18 protein-coding genes are annotated in these 16976 nt (G+C 63.5%); 10 read left to right on the plus strand and 8 right to left on the minus strand.

Going from position 1 to position 16976, the window contains the following annotated elements; translation table 11 throughout:
• Window positions 1-12: 12 nt before the first annotated feature.
• From SRB521_RS11605 to SRB521_RS11625, 5 genes are all read right to left on the minus strand, one after another.
• On the minus strand, window positions 13-327 hold the full coding sequence (locus SRB521_RS11605; protein ID WP_052082406.1) for a hypothetical protein: 315 nt from the start codon (window positions 325-327) through the stop codon (window positions 13-15).
• A complete protein-coding gene (locus SRB521_RS11610) occupies window positions 324-2297 on the minus strand; it encodes an LTA synthase family protein (protein ID WP_242943899.1) in 1974 nt (657 codons plus the stop codon). Before SRB521_RS11610 ends, SRB521_RS11605 begins: the two co-directional genes overlap by 4 nt.
• 239 nt (window positions 2298-2536) lie before the next feature.
• Complete coding sequence (gene pyk / locus SRB521_RS11615) at window positions 2537-3970, minus strand: pyruvate kinase (protein ID WP_052082408.1); 1434 nt, start codon at window positions 3968-3970, stop codon at window positions 2537-2539.
• A gap of 282 nt (window positions 3971-4252) precedes the next feature.
• Window positions 4253-4603 (minus strand): hypothetical protein, encoded by a 351-nt coding sequence (locus SRB521_RS11620; RefSeq protein WP_116721880.1) that lies wholly within the window; start codon window positions 4601-4603, stop codon window positions 4253-4255.
• A 17-nt stretch (window positions 4604-4620) separates the two neighbouring features.
• Complete coding sequence (locus tag SRB521_RS11625; RefSeq protein WP_075703445.1) at window positions 4621-4935, minus strand: hypothetical protein; 315 nt, start codon at window positions 4933-4935, stop codon at window positions 4621-4623.
• A 14-nt stretch (window positions 4936-4949) separates the two neighbouring features.
• Here SRB521_RS11625 and SRB521_RS16205 point away from each other — a divergent pair, with 14 nt between their 5' ends.
• On the plus strand, window positions 4950-5096 hold the full coding sequence (locus SRB521_RS16205; protein WP_165366631.1) for a hypothetical protein: 147 nt from the start codon (window positions 4950-4952) through the stop codon (window positions 5094-5096).
• A 148-nt stretch (window positions 5097-5244) separates the two neighbouring features.
• On the opposite strand, the gene SRB521_RS11630 is transcribed toward SRB521_RS16205, so the two are convergent.
• From SRB521_RS11630 to SRB521_RS11640, 3 genes are all read right to left on the minus strand, one after another.
• Entirely contained in the window at window positions 5245-5541 is a 297-nt protein-coding gene (locus tag SRB521_RS11630; RefSeq protein WP_075703444.1) for a hypothetical protein, read from the minus strand.
• Window positions 5528-5986 carry a sigma-70 family RNA polymerase sigma factor gene (locus tag SRB521_RS11635; RefSeq protein ID WP_242943898.1) on the minus strand — a complete coding sequence of 153 codons (459 nt, stop codon included), beginning with the start codon at window positions 5984-5986 and terminating at the stop codon, window positions 5528-5530. The genes SRB521_RS11630 and SRB521_RS11635 overlap by 14 nt, the downstream gene beginning before the upstream one ends.
• A gap of 298 nt (window positions 5987-6284) precedes the next feature.
• Window positions 6285-7235 carry a hemolysin family protein gene (locus SRB521_RS11640; RefSeq protein WP_242943897.1) on the minus strand — a complete coding sequence of 317 codons (951 nt, stop codon included), beginning with the start codon at window positions 7233-7235 and terminating at the stop codon, window positions 6285-6287.
• Between the two features lie 235 nt (window positions 7236-7470).
• On the opposite strand from SRB521_RS11640, the gene SRB521_RS11645 reads away from it, so the two are divergent.
• From SRB521_RS11645 to SRB521_RS11685, 9 genes are all read left to right on the plus strand, one after another.
• Window positions 7471-8745 carry a chloride channel protein gene (locus SRB521_RS11645; protein WP_075703443.1) on the plus strand — a complete coding sequence of 425 codons (1275 nt, stop codon included), beginning with the start codon at window positions 7471-7473 and terminating at the stop codon, window positions 8743-8745.
• Window positions 8746-8749: 4 nt separating this feature from the next.
• Complete coding sequence (locus SRB521_RS11650) at window positions 8750-10339, plus strand: amidohydrolase (protein WP_075703442.1); 1590 nt, start codon at window positions 8750-8752, stop codon at window positions 10337-10339.
• 286 nt (window positions 10340-10625) lie between these two features.
• On the plus strand, window positions 10626-10838 hold the full coding sequence (locus SRB521_RS11655; protein WP_075705394.1) for a helix-turn-helix domain-containing protein: 213 nt from the start codon (window positions 10626-10628) through the stop codon (window positions 10836-10838).
• Between the two features lie 262 nt (window positions 10839-11100).
• Complete coding sequence (gene sdaAB, locus SRB521_RS11660) at window positions 11101-11769, plus strand: L-serine ammonia-lyase, iron-sulfur-dependent subunit beta (RefSeq protein ID WP_075703441.1); 669 nt, start codon at window positions 11101-11103, stop codon at window positions 11767-11769.
• A 1-nt stretch (window position 11770) separates the two neighbouring features.
• A complete protein-coding gene (gene sdaAA, locus SRB521_RS11665) occupies window positions 11771-12628 on the plus strand; it encodes an L-serine ammonia-lyase, iron-sulfur-dependent, subunit alpha (RefSeq protein ID WP_116721881.1) in 858 nt (285 codons plus the stop codon).
• Between the two features lie 65 nt (window positions 12629-12693).
• Entirely contained in the window at window positions 12694-13062 is a 369-nt protein-coding gene (locus SRB521_RS11670; RefSeq protein WP_058117199.1) for a VOC family protein, read from the plus strand.
• 3 nt (window positions 13063-13065) lie between these two features.
• A complete protein-coding gene (locus SRB521_RS11675; RefSeq protein WP_116721882.1) occupies window positions 13066-14145 on the plus strand; it encodes an acyltransferase in 1080 nt (359 codons plus the stop codon).
• Window positions 14146-14174: 29 nt separating this feature from the next.
• Window positions 14175-15596 (plus strand): MBOAT family O-acyltransferase, encoded by a 1422-nt coding sequence (locus SRB521_RS11680; protein ID WP_116721883.1) that lies wholly within the window; start codon window positions 14175-14177, stop codon window positions 15594-15596.
• A gap of 23 nt (window positions 15597-15619) precedes the next feature.
• Window positions 15620-16969: an alginate O-acetyltransferase AlgX-related protein gene (locus tag SRB521_RS11685; protein WP_075703437.1), complete on the plus strand. Its 1350-nt coding sequence runs from the start codon at window positions 15620-15622 to the stop codon at window positions 16967-16969.
• Window positions 16970-16976 lie beyond the last annotated feature (7 nt).

Raw genomic sequence — 16976 nt, forward strand, 5'->3', positions numbered from 1 at the left:
GGCGCCCCGCCGTCAGGTCCCGCCCCGGGACAGCTTTTCATAGTGCGCCCGGCATTCCTCCGGCGTCCGTTTGGGATGGGCGTTCATCTCTTCCGCCTCCTGGAGCAGCCATGCCGTCATAGCGGCCACCCCCTCCTCGGAGAGGGCGAAGAATGCCTCGGCATCCTCCACGGCATAGTCCCGGCAGAAGGGGCCCTGCCATGTCACCGCCCGCATGCGGCCCTCCTGAGGCTTTTCGATCTCGTAGCACAGCAGCCCCCGGCTCCCCGACCAGCCGTTGTCGTTTTCAAAGTGGGAGAGCCCGGGCATATAGAATTCGTCGCTCATGTCGATCCTCCATTCTGTTCCGGCAGGGTGAAAAAATCCGCCAGCCGGTTTTCTTCGTCGTCAAAGAGCAGGTTGTATTGGAGCATCTCGTACTGGAGCAGGCTGGCCCTGGCGGCCTCGGAGAGCTCGCTTCTGCGCTTGTACCATGCCCCGTCCGCATCCCGGTAGCCCACCCCGTTGACCGCCGGCACGGTCTCCCGGAGCGCGCTCAGGAACTGCTGGTATCCGGTCCGGGGCAGGCCCGCCGTCTCCAGCAGCAGGGAGGAGAGGTAATTCAGGGAGAGCTCCGTCCCCTGCTCCTCCGGAATATCATAGTTGGCCCAGAGCACGAAAGGCACCTTTTGCCGCCTCTGGGCGGTCCCGGCATCCAGGGTGTCGAACGCCCCGCCCAGCACCTCGGTGTAGAAATTGGTGGCCACCTGGGGCTGATGGTCGCCGAAGATCAGGATCATGGTGGGCTCTTCCACCTGGGAGAAGTACTCCACCAGATATTGAAAGGCGCTGTCCGACTCCCGGATGAGGGAGAGATACTGGTTGACGGTATGGAACCGTCCCTCCATCGCCCCGGTGAGCCACACGGTCTTGTCCAGCCCCGTCCAGGGCACGTTGTAGGCACTATGGTTCTGCATGGTGACGTTGAAGACAAAGAGCGGTTCGCCCGCCTCCTTCTCCTCGTAAAGACGGATCAGATTCTCATAGTTGGACCGGTCCGTGATGTAATTGCGCATAAAGGCCGCGTCGGTAAAGTCCCGCTGAAAGAGGATGCGGTCGAAGCCGAAGTCCCGATAGACCGCCGTCCGGTTCCACCCGGAGGAGAGGTAGGGGTGCATGAACACGGTCTCATACCCCAGCGCCTTCATCTGGGCGCCCAGATTGGGCATCCCCGGCGTCACGTACATCTGGAAGGGCACGGTGCCGTCGGGCAGGAAGGCCATGGTGTTCCCCGTGAGGAATTCAAACTCGGAATTGGCCGTGGTGCCCCCGAACACCGAGGAGTAGGCCGTCCCCTTCACCGTGTTCTCCGTCAGGCCATGGAGAAAGGGCATGGGGTCCTCGTTGGTCTCCAGACCAAAGGTCTCCGTGAGATCGGAAAAGGACTCGTTCATAATGACGATCAGGTTGACGGGGCTGTGCCCGCCCACGGCGGGCCCCATGGCCTCCGCGTCTCCTTCCGTCTCCGCCCGGACCGCCTCCAGCGCCTCCTGGGAATACCCCTCCGGCTCGGCCACGGTGCTGTAGCGCAGGCACACGGAAAAATTGAGGAGAAAGCCGTTTCCCCTGGTGGTCCAAAGGGAGGGTTCGATCCCCGCCCAGCTCAGAAACCCGGTGCGGAAAAAGACGCACAGATAGACCGCGCAGGCCGCCGCAAGGGGTAGCACCACCCGCAGCCTGGGAAGCCGCCGTCCCGGGTTGCGGGGGAGCTTCCACAGCAGGAGACAGAAGAGGGCCAGCGCCAGCAGACACCGGAGCTGCACCTCGTCGGGCCAGTAGTCGTAATTTCCGGCCACATTGGCGGCCGTACGCAGGGTGAGGAGGTCGCCCGGAAAGATGGTGCGGCCCCGGAACCGGATGACATAGCGATTCATGAGCCCAATCAGGACGAAAAGTCCGGCGGAAATCCCGGCGGAGAGGACCAGCCGTCCCGCCAGCAGGTAGACCGCACCGGCGATCATGTAATACCACACCAGATTGAGGCCGATCTGGAGGAGGGAAAAATCCCTCCAGGGAGCGTAGTTGTAATTCATACACTCCACCAAGAAAAAGCACAGCAGAGGCCCCAGCACAAAGGCCAGGCTGGAGAGGCCGCGCCCGGCCCGCCCGTTCACGGAAAAGCGGAGGGGGAGGAGCGCGCCGAAGGCCAGCGCCCAGCAAAGCGCCTGCCCCAGGGGTAGCCCGTAGAGAAGAAGTCCCGCCAGCAGAGCGATGGCCAGCGCCGCAGCCGGGAGCAGCAGGTCCGGCCGCAGCTCCATGGGCGGCCGTTTTTTTATATTGACTTGGGTGCGCATAGCAAATGATACCGTCTCTTTCCTTTGGTTGAAACGGAGTCTATTTTACAACGGGCCGCCTGTAAAAGCAAGGCGGCCCGTCTTACGCTTTCTTTACAATTTGTGAAAACGGGCCTCCGCACTTCGGCGGAGGCCCGTCCCGGACCGGGGGATGTTTGCCGCTGAGGCGGAGGCCCCGCAGATGCAGCAGCGTCCTGCGGCGCTCAGGCGCGCTCTCCCACGACCTGGGCCTTGATGAGGTTAGTGGTGCCGCTGATGCCGATGGGCACGCCGGCGGTGATGACCACGGTGTCGCCGCATGCCACCGCACCCTCCCGCCGGGCCACATCCACAGCCATGGAGAAGAGCCGGTCGGTGGAATCCACCTCTCCGGTGAGGTAGGGGTGGACGCCCCAGGAGATGGCGAGCTGCCGCCTGGTCTGCTCGCTCTGGCACAGCGCCACGATGGGACAGGCGGGGCGGAAGCGGGAAATGACCTTGGCCGTATAGCCGCTCTTGGTAGCGGCCAGAATGGCAGAGGCGCCCAGGTCCATGGCGGTGAGACAGCAGGAGTGGGTGATGGCGTCGTTGATGGAGCTGATGCCGGGGAGCAGATTGTTCTCCCGAAACCGGCCCCAATAGTCGATGGCCCCCTCGGCGGCCTCCACCGTGCTCACCATGGTCTGGAGGGCCTCCAGCGGATATCTGCCGGAGGCGGTCTCGCCGGAGAGCATGACGCAGGAGGTGCCGTCAAAGACGGCGTTTGCCACATCGGAGACCTCGGCGCGGGTGGGCCGGGGATTGCGGATCATGGAATCGAGCATCTGGGTGGCAGTAATAACGGGCTTGCCCTGGCGGATGGTGGCCTTGATCATCTTCTTCTGTAGGATCGGCACCTCATGGGCGGGAATCTCCACCCCCAGATCTCCCCGGGCCACCATGACGCCGTCGGAGGCGGCGATGATGGCGTCCAGGTTGTCCACGCCCTCCCGGTTTTCGATCTTGGCGATGATGCGGATGTCGTCCCCGCCGCACGCGCGCAGACAGGCGCGGATATCCTCCACGTCGGAGGCCTTCCGCACAAAGGAGGCGGCGATGAAGTCGAAATCGTTCTCCACGGCGAACTTCAGGTCCTCCCTGTCCTTTTCCGTGAGAGAGGGCAGCAGGATGTGCACGTCGGGAATGTTGATGCTTTTATTGCTGGAAAGCGTACCGCCGTTCTCCACCTCGCAGTGGATCTTTCTGCCCTCGATCCTGCGGACCACCAGCTCCACCAGCCCGTCGTCCACCAGCACCCGGCAGCCCTCGCCGAGCTCCTTGTGAAGGTTCTCATAGGTGACGGAGACCTGGTGCTCGTCACCGGGCACATCTTCGGTGCTCAGGGTGAATTCCGCGCCGCGGGTCAGGGTGATGGGCCCGTTCTCAAAGCTCTTGATGCGGATCTCAGGCCCCTTGGTGTCCAGCATGGAGGCCACCGGAGCCCCCAGCTCGTCCCGGACTCGCTTGAGCTTGGTCAGGGTGGCGAGATGGCTCTCGTGTGTGCCGTGGGAAAAATTGAAGCGGGCGCAGTTCATCCCGGCCAAAATCAGTTTGCGCAGGGTTTCCTCGTTGTCCACGGAGGGCCCCAGGGTGCAGATCACCTTTGTCTTTCTCATCATAAATACCTCCTGATGGGTATGTGAGTTTCCGTTTGAAAGCCTACGCCCTTATCATACTACATCCGGTGGCATTTTTAAAGTAAAAATTTTATGAAGAAAAAGATTTTTCCCGTCTGCTTTTTGTCTCTCTCCGCGCGGAAGGGGGCTGCCAAAGACCAGTACGCGCTTTTCGCATCCCGGGGCCTTTTGTCCGTTTGCGCAGGCGGAAAAGGCCCAAAAGCGGCGCTTTTGTCCCGCGGAGATAGGGCCAGGCGGATTTTTCTCCGCCCGGCCCCGCCCGTCTCATTTCTTGCGTTCCAGAGGAACCAGCTTCCCGTCTCTGCACTCCATATCGAAAAGGTCTGTGAGCATGGTCTTTTCCCGCTCCACCGCCTCCTGGATGATGGTCAGGTCTCCCCGGATATTCCCCATCCAGGTCCCCGCAGTGCGCAGAGGGAGATATACCATGCCCTGATAGTTCACCAGAAAGGCCCACTCCCCTTTTTCACTGACGAACCCGGCCCGTGCGCCGTCCACATAGACCCCGCCGTGCCAGAGCTCGGCACGGACGGTGGCAGGGCCCGCCGCCCCGGCGGCACCCGCCAGAACCAGCCCGCAGAGAAGGGCCAGCGTCCACTGTATCCGTTTCTTCATCTTGACCGCTCCTTTCTTCAGTTCCCCGACAGGGAGATCGTCTCTCTCAACAGGGTCACGGAGGCCGCTTTCTGGAGGTCCACCGGGCTTTCAAACTCCCAGACCCACTCCTCCAGCGTCTCCTCCACCGTGCCTTCTCCCACGAGCAGGCGTCCTTCTCCCGGCTCCACCCGGTTTCCGTCCAGCAGCGTGATGACCGGTCGGTCCGAGCGCAGGAAGGAGGCGCCGTTCACAGTCCGGCAGCGCACCGACAGGCTCAGAGGGGAGAGCCATATCCCCTTCAGGTGACACGCCGCGTTTTCCCGGCGGGGGTCCGGGAGGGGGCCGCCCATCCTCGGCAAATCCCATGGAGGTGACGGCCACGCCCGGCTCCTCCCCCTCCGGCACCAAGGCATCGAGCTGGCTTCCCTTCAGCGCCAGTTGGAAAGAGCGGGCCCCGGGCATGATCTTCCGCACCGACAGCGTGAGGGAGGAGAGGGCCTCTCTGCTGTAGAAGGTCTGACAGAGGGTCAGGGTCCCCGTCTCCTCCTCATAGGACACCGTCTGCATGGGAGTGCCGCCGTTGGGGCCGTCCTCCTGCGCCACAGGTATGCCCTCCTCATCTCTGGGAAGGGCCCACAGATCCAGCTCCACCCCGTTCCTCAGCCGCTCTCCCTCCAGATCCCGAAGGGTGAGACTCGGACCGTGTTTCGGTCCGCGAGGGCCGCCGCCGCGCCGAATTCGATCCCCTGGTCCCTCACAGCCCCCGCCGCGCCGGTGGCGTAGGGGGCGCGGGGTCCCAAGTGCTCCTGGATCAACGACCAAATACCCGGCCCCGCCGCCAGAGCGGTAAAGAGCAGCGCGGTGCATACCAGCGCCGCGGCCGCCTTCATCTCCTCCCGGAACTGCAATCCGGACATAGAGCGGTCCAGCGCGTTTTGAAGCTCAATATTCCGCATAATACCACTCCTTCAGCGCAGGTTTCAGCCGTTCTCTGGCCCGTTTGAGCCGTATCGATACCGTTCCCTGGGGCAGTTCCAGCGCCTGGGCAATCTCCGCCGTGGAGCAGTCCTGATAATAATAGAGGACCACCACTTCCCGATATTTTCCCGGTAGCCCCAGCACGGCCCGGATCACGGTGTCGTCGACCGCTTCACGCTCCTCAGCCGGGACCCGCTCCAAAATCTCCAGATCCACCCGTCTGCTGTGCCAGGGAGACCGGAGCATGTTCCGGCATACATTGACCGCAATGCTGGTCAGCCAGGTCTTTTCGCTGGATGCCCCCCGAAAGTCCTCCCGACTCCGCCAGGCCCGGACAAAGGTCTCCTGGGCCGCGTCCTCCGCCAGTGCCCCATCCCGCAGATAGCAGATAGAGATAACACAGGCGCAGGATGTTGTCTCCATACTTCTCCATCAGCGCTTCGATGTCCACGGCCCCTTCCACCTCCTTCTGTCTTTTAGACACTTGGACCGGGCGCTTCGTTTCACTTTCGGTCAGACTTTTTCAGCAGACGAAGGCGCGCCGCAGAGACCATACTCCGCAGCGCGCCCTTTCTTTATCTATGTCCGGATATAAAATAATTATATGGCCACCTATCATAAAAGTCACGCAAAGATCCTTTGCGCCGGAACATCGGCGCTTTTTCCCGCAGGACAGAAATCAAGTCCGCGCATGCCTGTGGCATGCGCGGACTTGATCGGTTCACGCTTGGCTCTCCTCTTCCTCTTGACACTTGCTCACCAGGGCCCAGTCCACCCGGCGGTCCACAATGCTCTCCACCTTGATGTGGAGACCGTGGGTATCCACTTCCACCTTGCTCCCGTCCTCGGGGATGACGGAGAGCTGATCAAACACCAGCCCGCCCAGGGTGTCGGACTCCTCGTCCTCGGGGAACTCCATCTCCAGGGCCTCGGCCACGTCCTCCAGTTCCGCCGAACCGGAGATGCGCCACAGGTTGGGCTCGAGCTGGATGATCTCCTGATCCTCCTGGGGATCGAATTCATCGTAGATATTGCCCACGATCTCCTCCAGCAGGTCCTCCATGGTCACCAGCCCCGAGGTGCCGCCATACTCGTCCACCACGATGGCCATGTGGACCTTCTTGCTCTGCATATCCCGGAACAGCACGTCGGCCCGAACCGACTCAGGAATGAAATAGGCGGCACGCAACAGCTCCTTCAACGGCTTGGGCGATGCCCGCCGGGCATTGAGGAGGTAGTCCCGGGTGCTGAGGATACCCACGATGTCGTCCGCGTCCTCCTCATAGACCGGGAAACGGGAGAGACCGGAGTCCTCGATGGTCTGGACGATCTCCTCGTCGGTATCCCCGGTCCAGAGCATCACCATGTCGGTGCGGTGGACCATTACGTCCTCGGCCACGGTGTCGTTGAAATCGAAGACGTTTTCGATCATCTCTTTTTCGTCCGCCTCGATGGAGCCCTTCTCCTCGCTCAGATCCATAAGGGCGCGGAGCTCATCCTCCGACACCGACTGGAGCCCCGCGTCCGGCTTGATGCGGGTGACGCGGAGAAACGCGTTGCAGAGTCGGTTCAGCGCCCGGCCAAAGGGACCGATGGCGGCGGAGAGCAGCGCTCCCGCCAGGAACAGGACGGCACCTGCCAGTATGTAGGGCCATAACGGGTCCGGCAGCAAAACAGATTCCCCCTTGAAACATGGCTCCGCCCGCCGTTCCGGCGGCGGAGGTACGATTTGGGGGTATTATATCACAGTATCTAAAATTTTTCACTATAAAGTTCAAAACCTCTTTTTATTATGCTATACTGGGGACTGTCGAGAATGCGGGCGTGCCCGGAGCGCGCCGGATATGCGGAGGGGCCGGGTGCCGTGGACGCCCGCGTTCCATCTGAGTTTGGGAGATGAGACCACCATGAGGGAACCCGCCGAACTGCTGCCTCCCCAGTCCCTGGATTTTCTGGATTTTCTGCGCCGGGCCGTCTTTGCCGTGGTGATCGGGCTGCTGGTGGGGATCGTGGGCGTGGCCTTTCACTACGGCATCGACGTTGTTACCGAGCTGCGTCAGGCCCACCCCCGCCTGATCCTTCTGCTGCCGGTGGGCGGGCTGTCCATCATCCTTCTCTACCGCGCCTGCGGGATGGAAAAGGACCGGGGCACGAATCTGGTGCTGGTGGCCGTCCGGGAGCATGAACCCATGAAGCTGCGCACCGCCCCCCTTATCTTTCTCTCCACCGTCATCACCCATCTGGTGGGCGGCTCCGCCGGCCGGGAGGGGGCCGCCCTCCAGTTGGGCGCCTCTATCTCCAACAAGATCGCCCACCGGCTGGGCGTGGAGCCGGAGGAGGGACGGATGCTCACGGTCTGCGGCATGGCGGCCGCCTTCTCCGCCCTCTTCGGCACTCCCCTCACCGCCGCCATCTTCGCCCTGGAGGTGGTGCATGTGGGGATCATCCAATACGCCGCCCTGGTCCCGGCCTTTCTCTCCTCCCTCACCGGCTTTCTGCTGGCCGGATACCTGGGCGTCCCTCCCACGGCCTATACCGTCTCCGGCCTTCCCGTCCTCTCCCCCTTGGCGCTGGTCCAGGTGGTGGTGATGGGCGGCCTGTGCGCCGCCCTCTCCGTTCTTTTCTGCAAGGTGATGCACGGCACCGGCCGCCTTTACGCCAAATACCTCCCCGACGCCCGGGTGCGGGCCGTGGCGGGCGGCTTCATCATGATCGGCCTCTCCCTGCTGGACGGCGGGCTCTCCGACCAGGTCTACAACGGCGCGGGCGGGAATCTGGTCCAGGCCGCCGTCACCGGAAACGGCGCGGGCGTGGAACCCTGGGGCTTCCTGGTGAAAATCGTCTTTACCGCCCTCACCCTGGGGGCCGGCTTCCGGGGCGGCGAGATCGTCCCCACCTTTGCCTGCGGGGCCACCTTCGGCTGCGTGGCCGGGCCGCTCATCGGTCTCTCCCCCTCCTTCGGCGGCGCGTTGGGCACTGTGGCCGCCTTCTGCGGCGTGACCAACTGTCCTCTCTCCTCCATCCTCCTGGCCTATGAGCTTTTCGGCGGCGGCGGGCTGCCCCTCTTTGCCCTGGCCATCGCCGTGTCCTACCGTCTGTCCGGGTACACAGGTCTGTATAGCGAGCAGCAAATCGTATATTCTAAGCGTACCCCCCATCAAATCGATAAAAAGGCGGAATAAGCATATGCAGGCTGTTCTCTATCACGGCGGGCCCATCCTGACCATGGAGCCAGGCCCCCGTCCGGAGGCCCTTCTCACCAGAGGCGGAGCCATCGCCGCCCTGGGAGCCCTCTCAGAGCTCTCCTCCCTGGCCCCCGGCGCACGTCGGGTCGACCTGGAGGGCCGTACCCTCCTTCCCGCGTTCCTGGACCCCCATTCCCACATCACGGCCCTGGCCGCCACCCTCTCCCTGTGCCAGCTGGGCGCGGCGAACTCCTTCGAGCAGATCGGCCTTGCCCTGCGCGCCTTCGCGGAAGCGCGGCGCCTGCCTCCCGACGCCTGGGTCATGGGCTTTGGCTACGACCACAATGTGCTCGCCGAGCGCGCGCACCCCACCCGTCAGGTCCTGGACCGCTTCTTTCCCGACGCGCCGGTGCTCATCACCCACGCCTCCGGACACATGGGCGTGGCCAACTCCAAGTCCCTGGCCCTGATGGGCGTGACGGCGGAGACCCCCGACCCGGAGGGCGGACGCATCGGCCGGGAGGCCGACGGCAGGACCCCCAGCGGCTATCTGGAAGAGCTCGCCTTCCGGCAGGCCACCGCCAAGGTCCCCATGGACCGCGCCGCTGACGCCGCCGCGGCCCTGGACGCGGCCCAGCAGATCTACCTTTCCCGCGGCATCACGCTGATCCAGGACGGCCTCACCGGCGCGGATGAGTTTCAAATGCTCTCCGCCGCCGCCCGGGCCGGCGTCTTTACGGCCGATGTGGTGGGCTACGCCGACCTCAAGAAGGCCCCGGAGCTCTCGTCGTCCCCCTGTTGGCAGACGCCCGTGGGCGGGTTTCGCCTGGGGGGCTGGAAGATCTTTTTGGACGGCTCCCCCCAGGGTCTCACGGCCTGGATGCTGGAGCCCTATCAGGGCGGCGACGGGACCTATACCGGCTATCCCATCTACTCGGATGAAGAGGTGACCGGCTTCGTGCGCCGCGCGCTCTCCGACGGGGCGCAGCTTCTGGCCCACTGCAACGGAGACGCGGCCGCGGCGCAGTATATCCGCTGCTGCCGCAGGGCGCAGGAGGAGACGGGCCGCGCCGTCCGGGACATCCGCCCGGTGATGATCCATGCCCAGCTCGTCCGCCCGGAGCAGTTGGCCGAGATGAAGGAGCTGGGAATCCTCCCCTCCTTTTTTGCCGCCCACCTGTGGTATTGGGGCGACATCCATGTGGAAAACTTCGGGGCGCGGCGGGCCGCCTCCATCTCCCCCCTGGGGGCGGCGGAGCGGCTGGGCCTTCCCTATACCCTCCACCAGGACACCCCCGTCATCCAGCCGGATATGCTCGAGAGCGTCTGGTGTGCCGTAAACCGGGTCACCCGGAGCGGAGCCGTGCTGGGGCCGGAATATCGCGTCTCCCCCTGCGCAGCCCTCCGGGCCGTGACGGCAAACGCCGCCTACCAGTACCGCATGGAGGGGCGGCGGGGCACCCTTGCCCCAGGCAAGGCCGCCGATCTGGTGCTGTTGGACCGCGATCCCACCGTCGTTCCGCCGGAGGACATCCGAGGGCTCCGGGTGCTGGAGACCATCAAGGATGGAGTTCGGGTGTTTCAGGCGTGATCTCTCCCGCCAGTCCGATCCCGGTGCGCATTCCCAGCAGAAAGCTGTGGCAGCATAAAACCGGATGACAACTTCCATGTCCTTCTTCTGCGCCGGACACAAGCTACCGTTCGGCAGGAAAAAGCGCAGTGCGTCCGCATCATCCTTGGATATGGTGGACAAATAGGGCTTGATGTAGGCAGGATAGAGCCAGAAGAGGAATTCTGTCATCTTGATACCTCCTATAGTTAAGAACTTTGTATTCCCATTACAGGAGAACCATATGTTCATTACAATAGGAGGCTTCATGGAATTGTTTTCTGTCAGACTGCGAGAAGAACGCCTAAAGTTGGGCATCAAGCAAAAAGATATGGCCGGCTTGTTGGGCATTACACCGAGAGCCTATCAGTATTACGAAGAGGGAAAGCGTTTTCCCGATTTTCATGGACTTTTAAAGATTGCAGACTGCTTGCATATTTCAATCGATTATTTGGTCGGCCGAAAAGATGAACGCGCCTGACGGTCCTCACGCCCTCTACTTCTCAATAAGGAGTCTTTCTCCATGAACATCTTCGACATCATGGGCCCCATTATGGTGGGGCCGCCTCCCCACGCGATGCTTCGCACCCCGCGGGGACCCCTTTTCTGATTTGACCTGCTCGGCGGAAATAAATTCCGCCTGCGCCAAGGTTTTGCCCTCCGGGCAAAACGCTTGTACGCGCCTGACGGCGCGGCACGACAGCCCCTCACGCCCTCTACTTCTCAATAAGGAGTCTTTCTCCATGAACATCTTCGACATCATGGGCCCCATTATGGTGGGGCCGTCGTCCTCCCACACGGCGGGGGCGGCACGCATCGGCCTCATCACCCGCCATCTGCTGGGGAACCGGCCCGCGGCGGCGGAGCTGCTCCTCCACGGCTCCTTTGCCGCCACCGGCAAAGGGCACGGCACCGACCGCGCCCTGGTGGCCGGACTCCTGGGCATGCAGCCCGACGATCCCCGCATCCCCCGCGCCTTTGCTCTGGCCCGCGAGTCGGGCATGGAGCTCCGAATCTCCACCGCCGTCATCCGCGGCGCCCACCCCAACACCGTCATCCTCCGGGTCCGGGACCGGGAAGGGCGGGAGCTGGAGGTCAACGCCTCCTCCCTGGGCGGCGGCCGGGTACGGGTCAACGCCATCGACGGGATGGAATGCACCTTCACCGGGGACTACCCCACCCTCATCATCCGCAATGAGGACCGGCCCGGCGCCGTGGCGGAGGTCACCTCCGTCCTCTCCCGCCGCCAGGTAAACATCGCCACCATGCAGCTCTACCGGGACCGCAGGGGCGGTCTGGCCGTCATGGTGCTGGAGAGCGACCAACCCATCTGGCGGGAGGCCGTCGACGAACTGCGCGCCGCCGCCGGCATCGTAAAAGTGACCTATCTCAATATGGAGGGGGAGGAGTAAAATGGCCTTTGTCTCTGTGGAAAGCCTGCTGCGCGCCGCCGGTGACATGCCCCTGTGGGAGGCCGTCCTCACCGACGATCTCCGGGACCGGGGCGGGGAACGGGACGCCTCCTGGGAAAAAATGACCCGTCTGTGGCGGGCCATGGTGGAGTCCGTGGAGGGCTACGACCCTGCCCGGCGCTCCGCCTGCAACCTCACCGGCGGGGATGCCCGGAAGGTGGAGACCTGCGCCGTCTCGCTGGCGGGGCCGGTGCTCACCGAGATCATCGCCACCGCCCTGAAGGTGGGGGAGTGCAACGCCTGCATGGGCCGCATCGTGGCCGCCCCCACCGCCGGGGCCAGCGGCGTGCTGCCCGCGGTGCTGCTGCCCATCCGGAAAAAATACGACTTCTCCGAGGAGAAGATGGTAAAGGCCCTCTATGTCTCGGCCGGCTTCGGCCAGGTCATCGCCACCCGCGCCTCCATTGCCGGGGCGGAGGGCGGCTGCCAGGCGGAGATCGGCTCGGCCTCCGCCATGGCCGCCGCTGCGCTGGTCTCCCTGCTGGGGGGCACGCCGGAGCAGATGGCCGCCGCCTGCGCCACCGCCCTCCAGAACCTGCTGGGACTGGTGTGCGACCCGGTGGCCGGACTGGTGGAGGTCCCCTGTGTCAAGCGAAACGTCATCGGTGCGGTCAACGCCCTCACCGCCGCAGAACTGGCCCTTGCGGGGGTGGAGAACGTCATCCCCTGCGACGAGGTCATCGACGCCATGCGCGCCGTGGGCGACGTGATGCCCACCGCCCTCCGGGAGACCGGCGGCGGCGGGCTGGCCGCCACCCCCACCGGGCGGAGGATCGCCGAGGAGCTGCTGGGCCCGTAAAGCCGTTGCGTCGTTTCCATCTTTTGTGGTATACTGTCTCGGATCCCAAAAAGGAGTTGCTGTCTATGTTTACTTTCCATCACTTCAATTTCAATGTTCTGGATTTGGAGCGGAGCCTGCGTTTTTACAAAGACGCGCTGGACCTGACGCCGGTGCGGAAAAAGGAGGCCGACGACGGCTCCTTCAAGCTGGTCTATCTGGGGGACGGCGCCACCGGCTTCCAGCTGGAGCTCACCTGGCTGCGGGACCGCACCGAGCCCTACGACCTTGGAGAGGGCGAGTTCCATCTGGCCTTCTCCGTGCCCGACCTGGACGCCGCCCACAAACGGCACGCGGCCCTGGGCTGTATCTGCTTTGAGAATCCCGCCATGGGTATCTATTTCATAGAAGACCCGGACGGCTATTGGGTTGAGATCGTCCCGGAGAGGAAGTGACCCATGGCCCGTACCAATGAGGGCGGGCGCCTTGCCTACGCCGAGCTTCTGCGGGTGGTGGCCATGCTGGCGGTCATCGTCCTGCACGTCTCCGGCGGCTGGCTGGAGTCCCTCCCGGTGGGCACTACGGACTGGCACGCCCTCAACATGTGGGACAGCCTGTGCCGCTGGTGTGTGCCGGTCTTCGTCATGTGCAGCGGCATGTTTCTGCTGGACCCCCAAAAGGCGCTCTCCTGGCCCTCCCTCTTCCTCCGCTACATCCTGCGGATGGTCACGGCCCTGCTCTTCTGGGGCGCCGCTTACCGCCTGCTCTATGAGCTTGCCGCCGGGACTCTGAGCCCCGCCAGTCTGCCCCGCGCCCTCTATGCGGTGATCCTGGGGAACACCGAGACCCACCTGTGGTATCTCACCATGACGATCGGCCTCTATCTCCTCACCCCTTTGCTGCGCGCCTTTGTCCGCGGGGCCAAGCGGAGCGATTTCCACTGGTTCTTTCTGGTGTACGCCCTCTTCATGCTGGTCATCCCCCTTTTCCTCCGTCTCCGTGGGAGCCAGACCGTCGCCCTCTATGCCAACCGGCTCTATCTCAATTTTACCCTGGGCTTTCCGCCCCTGGCCTTTGTGGGGTATTATCTGGCGGGCTACTATCTGAAGACCTATACCCTGGGCCGCCTGGCCGAGGGGCTCATCTACGTGCTGGGCATCGCCGGAGGGGCCTTTACCGTGCTGGGCACCTCCCTCCTCTCCCGGCGCGCCGGCGCTCTGGACGTCACGCTTTACAGCTATCTCACGCCCAACGTCTGCGCCATGGCGGTGGCCGTCTTTGTCCTCTTCCGGTATGTGCTGGGCCTGAGCGACGAGCGCTCCCGCAGGCAGCGGGCCGGCCGGCTGGCCGGATGCGGCTTCGGCGTCTATCTCTCCCATGTGATCTTTCTGGTGTTGCTGCGCCATTTTGGGCTGGCCACGCCGCCCATCCCCACGGCGGTCGCCGTTCCCCTCCTCACCCTGGTCATCTTTCTCCCCAGCTTCCTGCTCTCCTGGCTCATCCACAAAATCCCTGTGGTGGGGCGATATCTCACCTGACCCAATCTCCGGACAAAGGAGCTCCGCCCATGCTCTTCTCCAGCTCCATCTTTCTCTTCGCCTTTCTCCCGGCGGTGCTCCTGGGCTACTATGTGGTCTTTCGGGGCATGCGCCGGGCACAAAACCTACTCCTGCTGGCGGCCTCCCTCTTCTTCTACGCCTGGGGGGAGCCCTGGTTTGTGCTGGTCATGATGGGTTCCATCCTGGCAAACTACTGCTTCGGCCTCTGGGTGCATGCCTGGAGGCGGCGGGGCAGGCGGCCCGCGCTGCCTGTGACCGCCGCCGTGGTATGCAACCTGGGGCTCCTTTTTGTGTTCAAATACCTCACCTTTACCCTGGAAAACCTGAACCTGGCGGGGCTCAACACCCCTGTTCCGGTGATCGGCCTGCCCATCGGCATCTCCTTCTTCACCTTCCAGGCCCTGAGCTATGTCCTTGACGTGGCCATGGGGACGGCACAGGTTCAGCGCAACCCCCTCCGGCTGGGCCTCTACATCTCCCTCTTTCCCCAGCTCATCGCCGGGCCCATCGTCAAGTACTCCACCGTAGCCGACGAGATCGAGGGCCGCCGGGAGACCTGGGCGGACTTCTCCTCCGGCTGCTGCCGCTTCATTGTGGGCCTGGGGAAAAAGGTGCTCCTCTCCAACCAATTGGCCGGGGTGGCCGACGCCGCCTGGGACACGCCGGGCGGGGAGCTCTCCGCCGCCCTTGCCTGGCTGGGGGCCCTGTGCTATACCCTGCAGATCTACTATGACTTCTCCGGCTACTCCGATATGGCCATCGGTCTGGGCCAGTTGTTTGGTTTCCACTTTTTAGAGAACTTTAACTATCCCTATTTCTCCCGTTCGGTGACGGAGTTCTGGCGGCGGTGGCACATCTCCCTGTCCACCTGGTTTCGGGACTATGTGTACATCCCTCTGGGCGGAAGCCGGAGAGGTCCGTGGCGGACCTACCGGAATCTCTTCGTTGTGTGGCTGCTCACCGGCGTATGGCACGGGGCCAACTGGACGTTTCTTTGCTGGGGCCTCTTCTATTTCCTGCTGCTGTGCCTGGAAAAGCTGGGGGCCTCCGGCCGCCCTATCCCCGCCCCCGCAGGCTGGGCCTGGACCTTCCTCATGGTCAACTTCGGCTGGGTTCTCTTCCGGGCCCCCTCTCTCCCCGCCGCCCTGGACTATCTGGGCGCCATGTTCTCCCCGGGCCGCGTCACCGGTCTCCAGGCTTGTTATTACTGGGAGCAATATTTCCTCGTAATTCTACTATCTGTTTTCTTCTCCTTCCCTGTGGGCCGGTGGCTCACGGAAAAGGTGGAGGTCTATCTGGGCCGATACGCCCCCCACGTGTTTCCTCTGTGGGATATGGTATACGGCGCCTCTCTGCTGCTCCTCTTCCTGGCCTCGTCGGCCTTTCTGGTCAAGGGGACCTATAACCCCTTCATCTACTTCAATTTTTAGCCCGCAGAAAGGAGGGCCTCCCCTTGGTCAAACCGCATACCAATCTGGGTGCCCTGCTCTTTCTGGGTGCACTGGCGGCGGGCGCGCTCCTGCTGGTCACCGGGCTTGCCGACACGTCCCCGGCCCGCAAGGGTGTGCGCCTCCCCCAGCGCAGCGGAGCCTCCTTTGTCGCCCATGCCCGCATGGGCGACGGCTGGGGCGGCCCCAGCCAGAAGGGCAGGGCCCGGGAGGCGGCGCGGACACCTCTGGAAGAACGAATACAGTCGTTCATCGGCTCCGCCGAGGCCACGGCCAACAGCGCCCTGGAACAGGACCACTTCTTTATCCAGCTCTACGGCGAGGTCCAGAAGCTCTCCGGCCGGACCGTGGTGGAGGACGCCGACCCCCGTTACTCGGTGGTAAAGCTCACCGACGGCACCCTCACTTTCGTAAACGACCAGGCGCTGGACGTCTCCGGACATGGCCGGTCCGTGGCCCGTCTCTCCCGCGCCCTGGAGAAGCGGGATATCCCCCTTCTCTATGTCCAGGCCCCACAGAAGCTCCAGAGCGGCGACCCCCGCCTGCCGGATGGAGTGTCGGACTACGGCAACGACTATGCCGACCAGATCCTCGCCGTGCTGGAGGAACAGGGCGTGGCGGCGCTGGACCTGCGGGAGACCCTGGCCGCCTGCGGCCGGGACTGGTCTTCCCTCTTTTTCCGCACCGACCACCACTGGACCCCGGAGGCCGGCTTTCTCGCCTGCCAGACCATCGCGGAGACCCTGCGCCGGGATTACGGCTTCACGATCCCCGGGAAATACACCGATGAGCGCTTTTTCACCCGTACCTTTTATTCGGACTACTTCCTGGGCAGCCAGGGCAAACGGGTGGGCTCCCTCTACGCCGGAGTGGACGACATAGAGCTCTGGGTCCCCACCTTTCATACCAATTTCACCTATTCCATCCCCATCTATGATATGGAGCGCACCGGCCCCTTTGAGGAATCCCTCCTCTTCCCGGAGCGGGTGGAGGAGCGGGACTATTTCGGAGGCAATCCATATACCCTTTACGCCGGTGGGGATTACCCCATGGGGCGCATCTACAACGAGGTACATCCGGAAGGAAAACGCATCCTTCTGCTGCGGGACTCCTATGCCTGCGCCCTCACCCCCTTCCTGGCCCTGAGCTGCGGAGAGCTCATCACCATAGACCTGCGGTACTTCCATGACGACCTGCTCTCCTACGTGGACTGGCTGGAGCCGGACGTGGTGCTGGTGATGTACACCGCGGGCAGCCTGGCCCTGGACCCCCTCTTCGATTTCTTCCCCGCGGGCGACTTCTGTCTGGACACCTATCAAAGTGCGCCGCCCATCGCCCAAAAACCGGAACTGTGAGGTAATT

Origin of the sequence: Intestinimonas butyriciproducens (genome assembly GCF_004154955.1) — a bacterium.
In the GTDB taxonomy this organism is placed as follows: domain Bacteria; phylum Bacillota; class Clostridia; order Oscillospirales; family Oscillospiraceae; genus Intestinimonas; species Intestinimonas butyriciproducens.

Excerpts from the sequence above, each read along its gene's own strand:
- SRB521_RS11620 (WP_116721880.1), bottom strand. The coding sequence starts at position 4,603 with ATGAAGAAACGGATACAGTGGACGCTGGCCCTTCTCTGCGGGCTGGTT.
- SRB521_RS11655 (WP_075705394.1), top strand. The coding sequence starts at position 10,626 with ATGGAATTGTTTTCTGTCAGACTGCGAGAAGAACGCCTAAAGTTGGGC.
- SRB521_RS11680 (WP_116721883.1), top strand. The coding sequence starts at position 14,175 with ATGCTCTTCTCCAGCTCCATCTTTCTCTTCGCCTTTCTCCCGGCGGTG.
- SRB521_RS11670 (WP_058117199.1), top strand. The coding sequence starts at position 12,694 with ATGTTTACTTTCCATCACTTCAATTTCAATGTTCTGGATTTGGAGCGG.
- SRB521_RS11635 (WP_242943898.1), bottom strand. The coding sequence starts at position 5,986 with ATGGAGACAACATCCTGCGCCTGTGTTATCTCTATCTGCTATCTGCGG.
- pyk (WP_052082408.1), bottom strand. The coding sequence starts at position 3,970 with ATGATGAGAAAGACAAAGGTGATCTGCACCCTGGGGCCCTCCGTGGAC.
- sdaAB (WP_075703441.1), top strand. The coding sequence starts at position 11,101 with ATGAACATCTTCGACATCATGGGCCCCATTATGGTGGGGCCGTCGTCC.
- sdaAA (WP_116721881.1), top strand. The coding sequence starts at position 11,771 with ATGGCCTTTGTCTCTGTGGAAAGCCTGCTGCGCGCCGCCGGTGACATG.
- SRB521_RS11630 (WP_075703444.1), bottom strand. The coding sequence starts at position 5,541 with ATGCGGAATATTGAGCTTCAAAACGCGCTGGACCGCTCTATGTCCGGA.
- SRB521_RS11610 (WP_242943899.1), bottom strand. The coding sequence starts at position 2,297 with ATGGAGCTGCGGCCGGACCTGCTGCTCCCGGCTGCGGCGCTGGCCATC.
- SRB521_RS11605 (WP_052082406.1), bottom strand. The coding sequence starts at position 327 with ATGAGCGACGAATTCTATATGCCCGGGCTCTCCCACTTTGAAAACGAC.
- SRB521_RS11645 (WP_075703443.1), top strand. The coding sequence starts at position 7,471 with ATGAGGGAACCCGCCGAACTGCTGCCTCCCCAGTCCCTGGATTTTCTG.
- SRB521_RS11650 (WP_075703442.1), top strand. The coding sequence starts at position 8,750 with ATGCAGGCTGTTCTCTATCACGGCGGGCCCATCCTGACCATGGAGCCA.
- SRB521_RS16205 (WP_165366631.1), top strand. The coding sequence starts at position 4,950 with ATGGAGGTGACGGCCACGCCCGGCTCCTCCCCCTCCGGCACCAAGGCA.
- SRB521_RS11675 (WP_116721882.1), top strand. The coding sequence starts at position 13,066 with ATGGCCCGTACCAATGAGGGCGGGCGCCTTGCCTACGCCGAGCTTCTG.
- SRB521_RS11625 (WP_075703445.1), bottom strand. The coding sequence starts at position 4,935 with ATGGGCGGCCCCCTCCCGGACCCCCGCCGGGAAAACGCGGCGTGTCAC.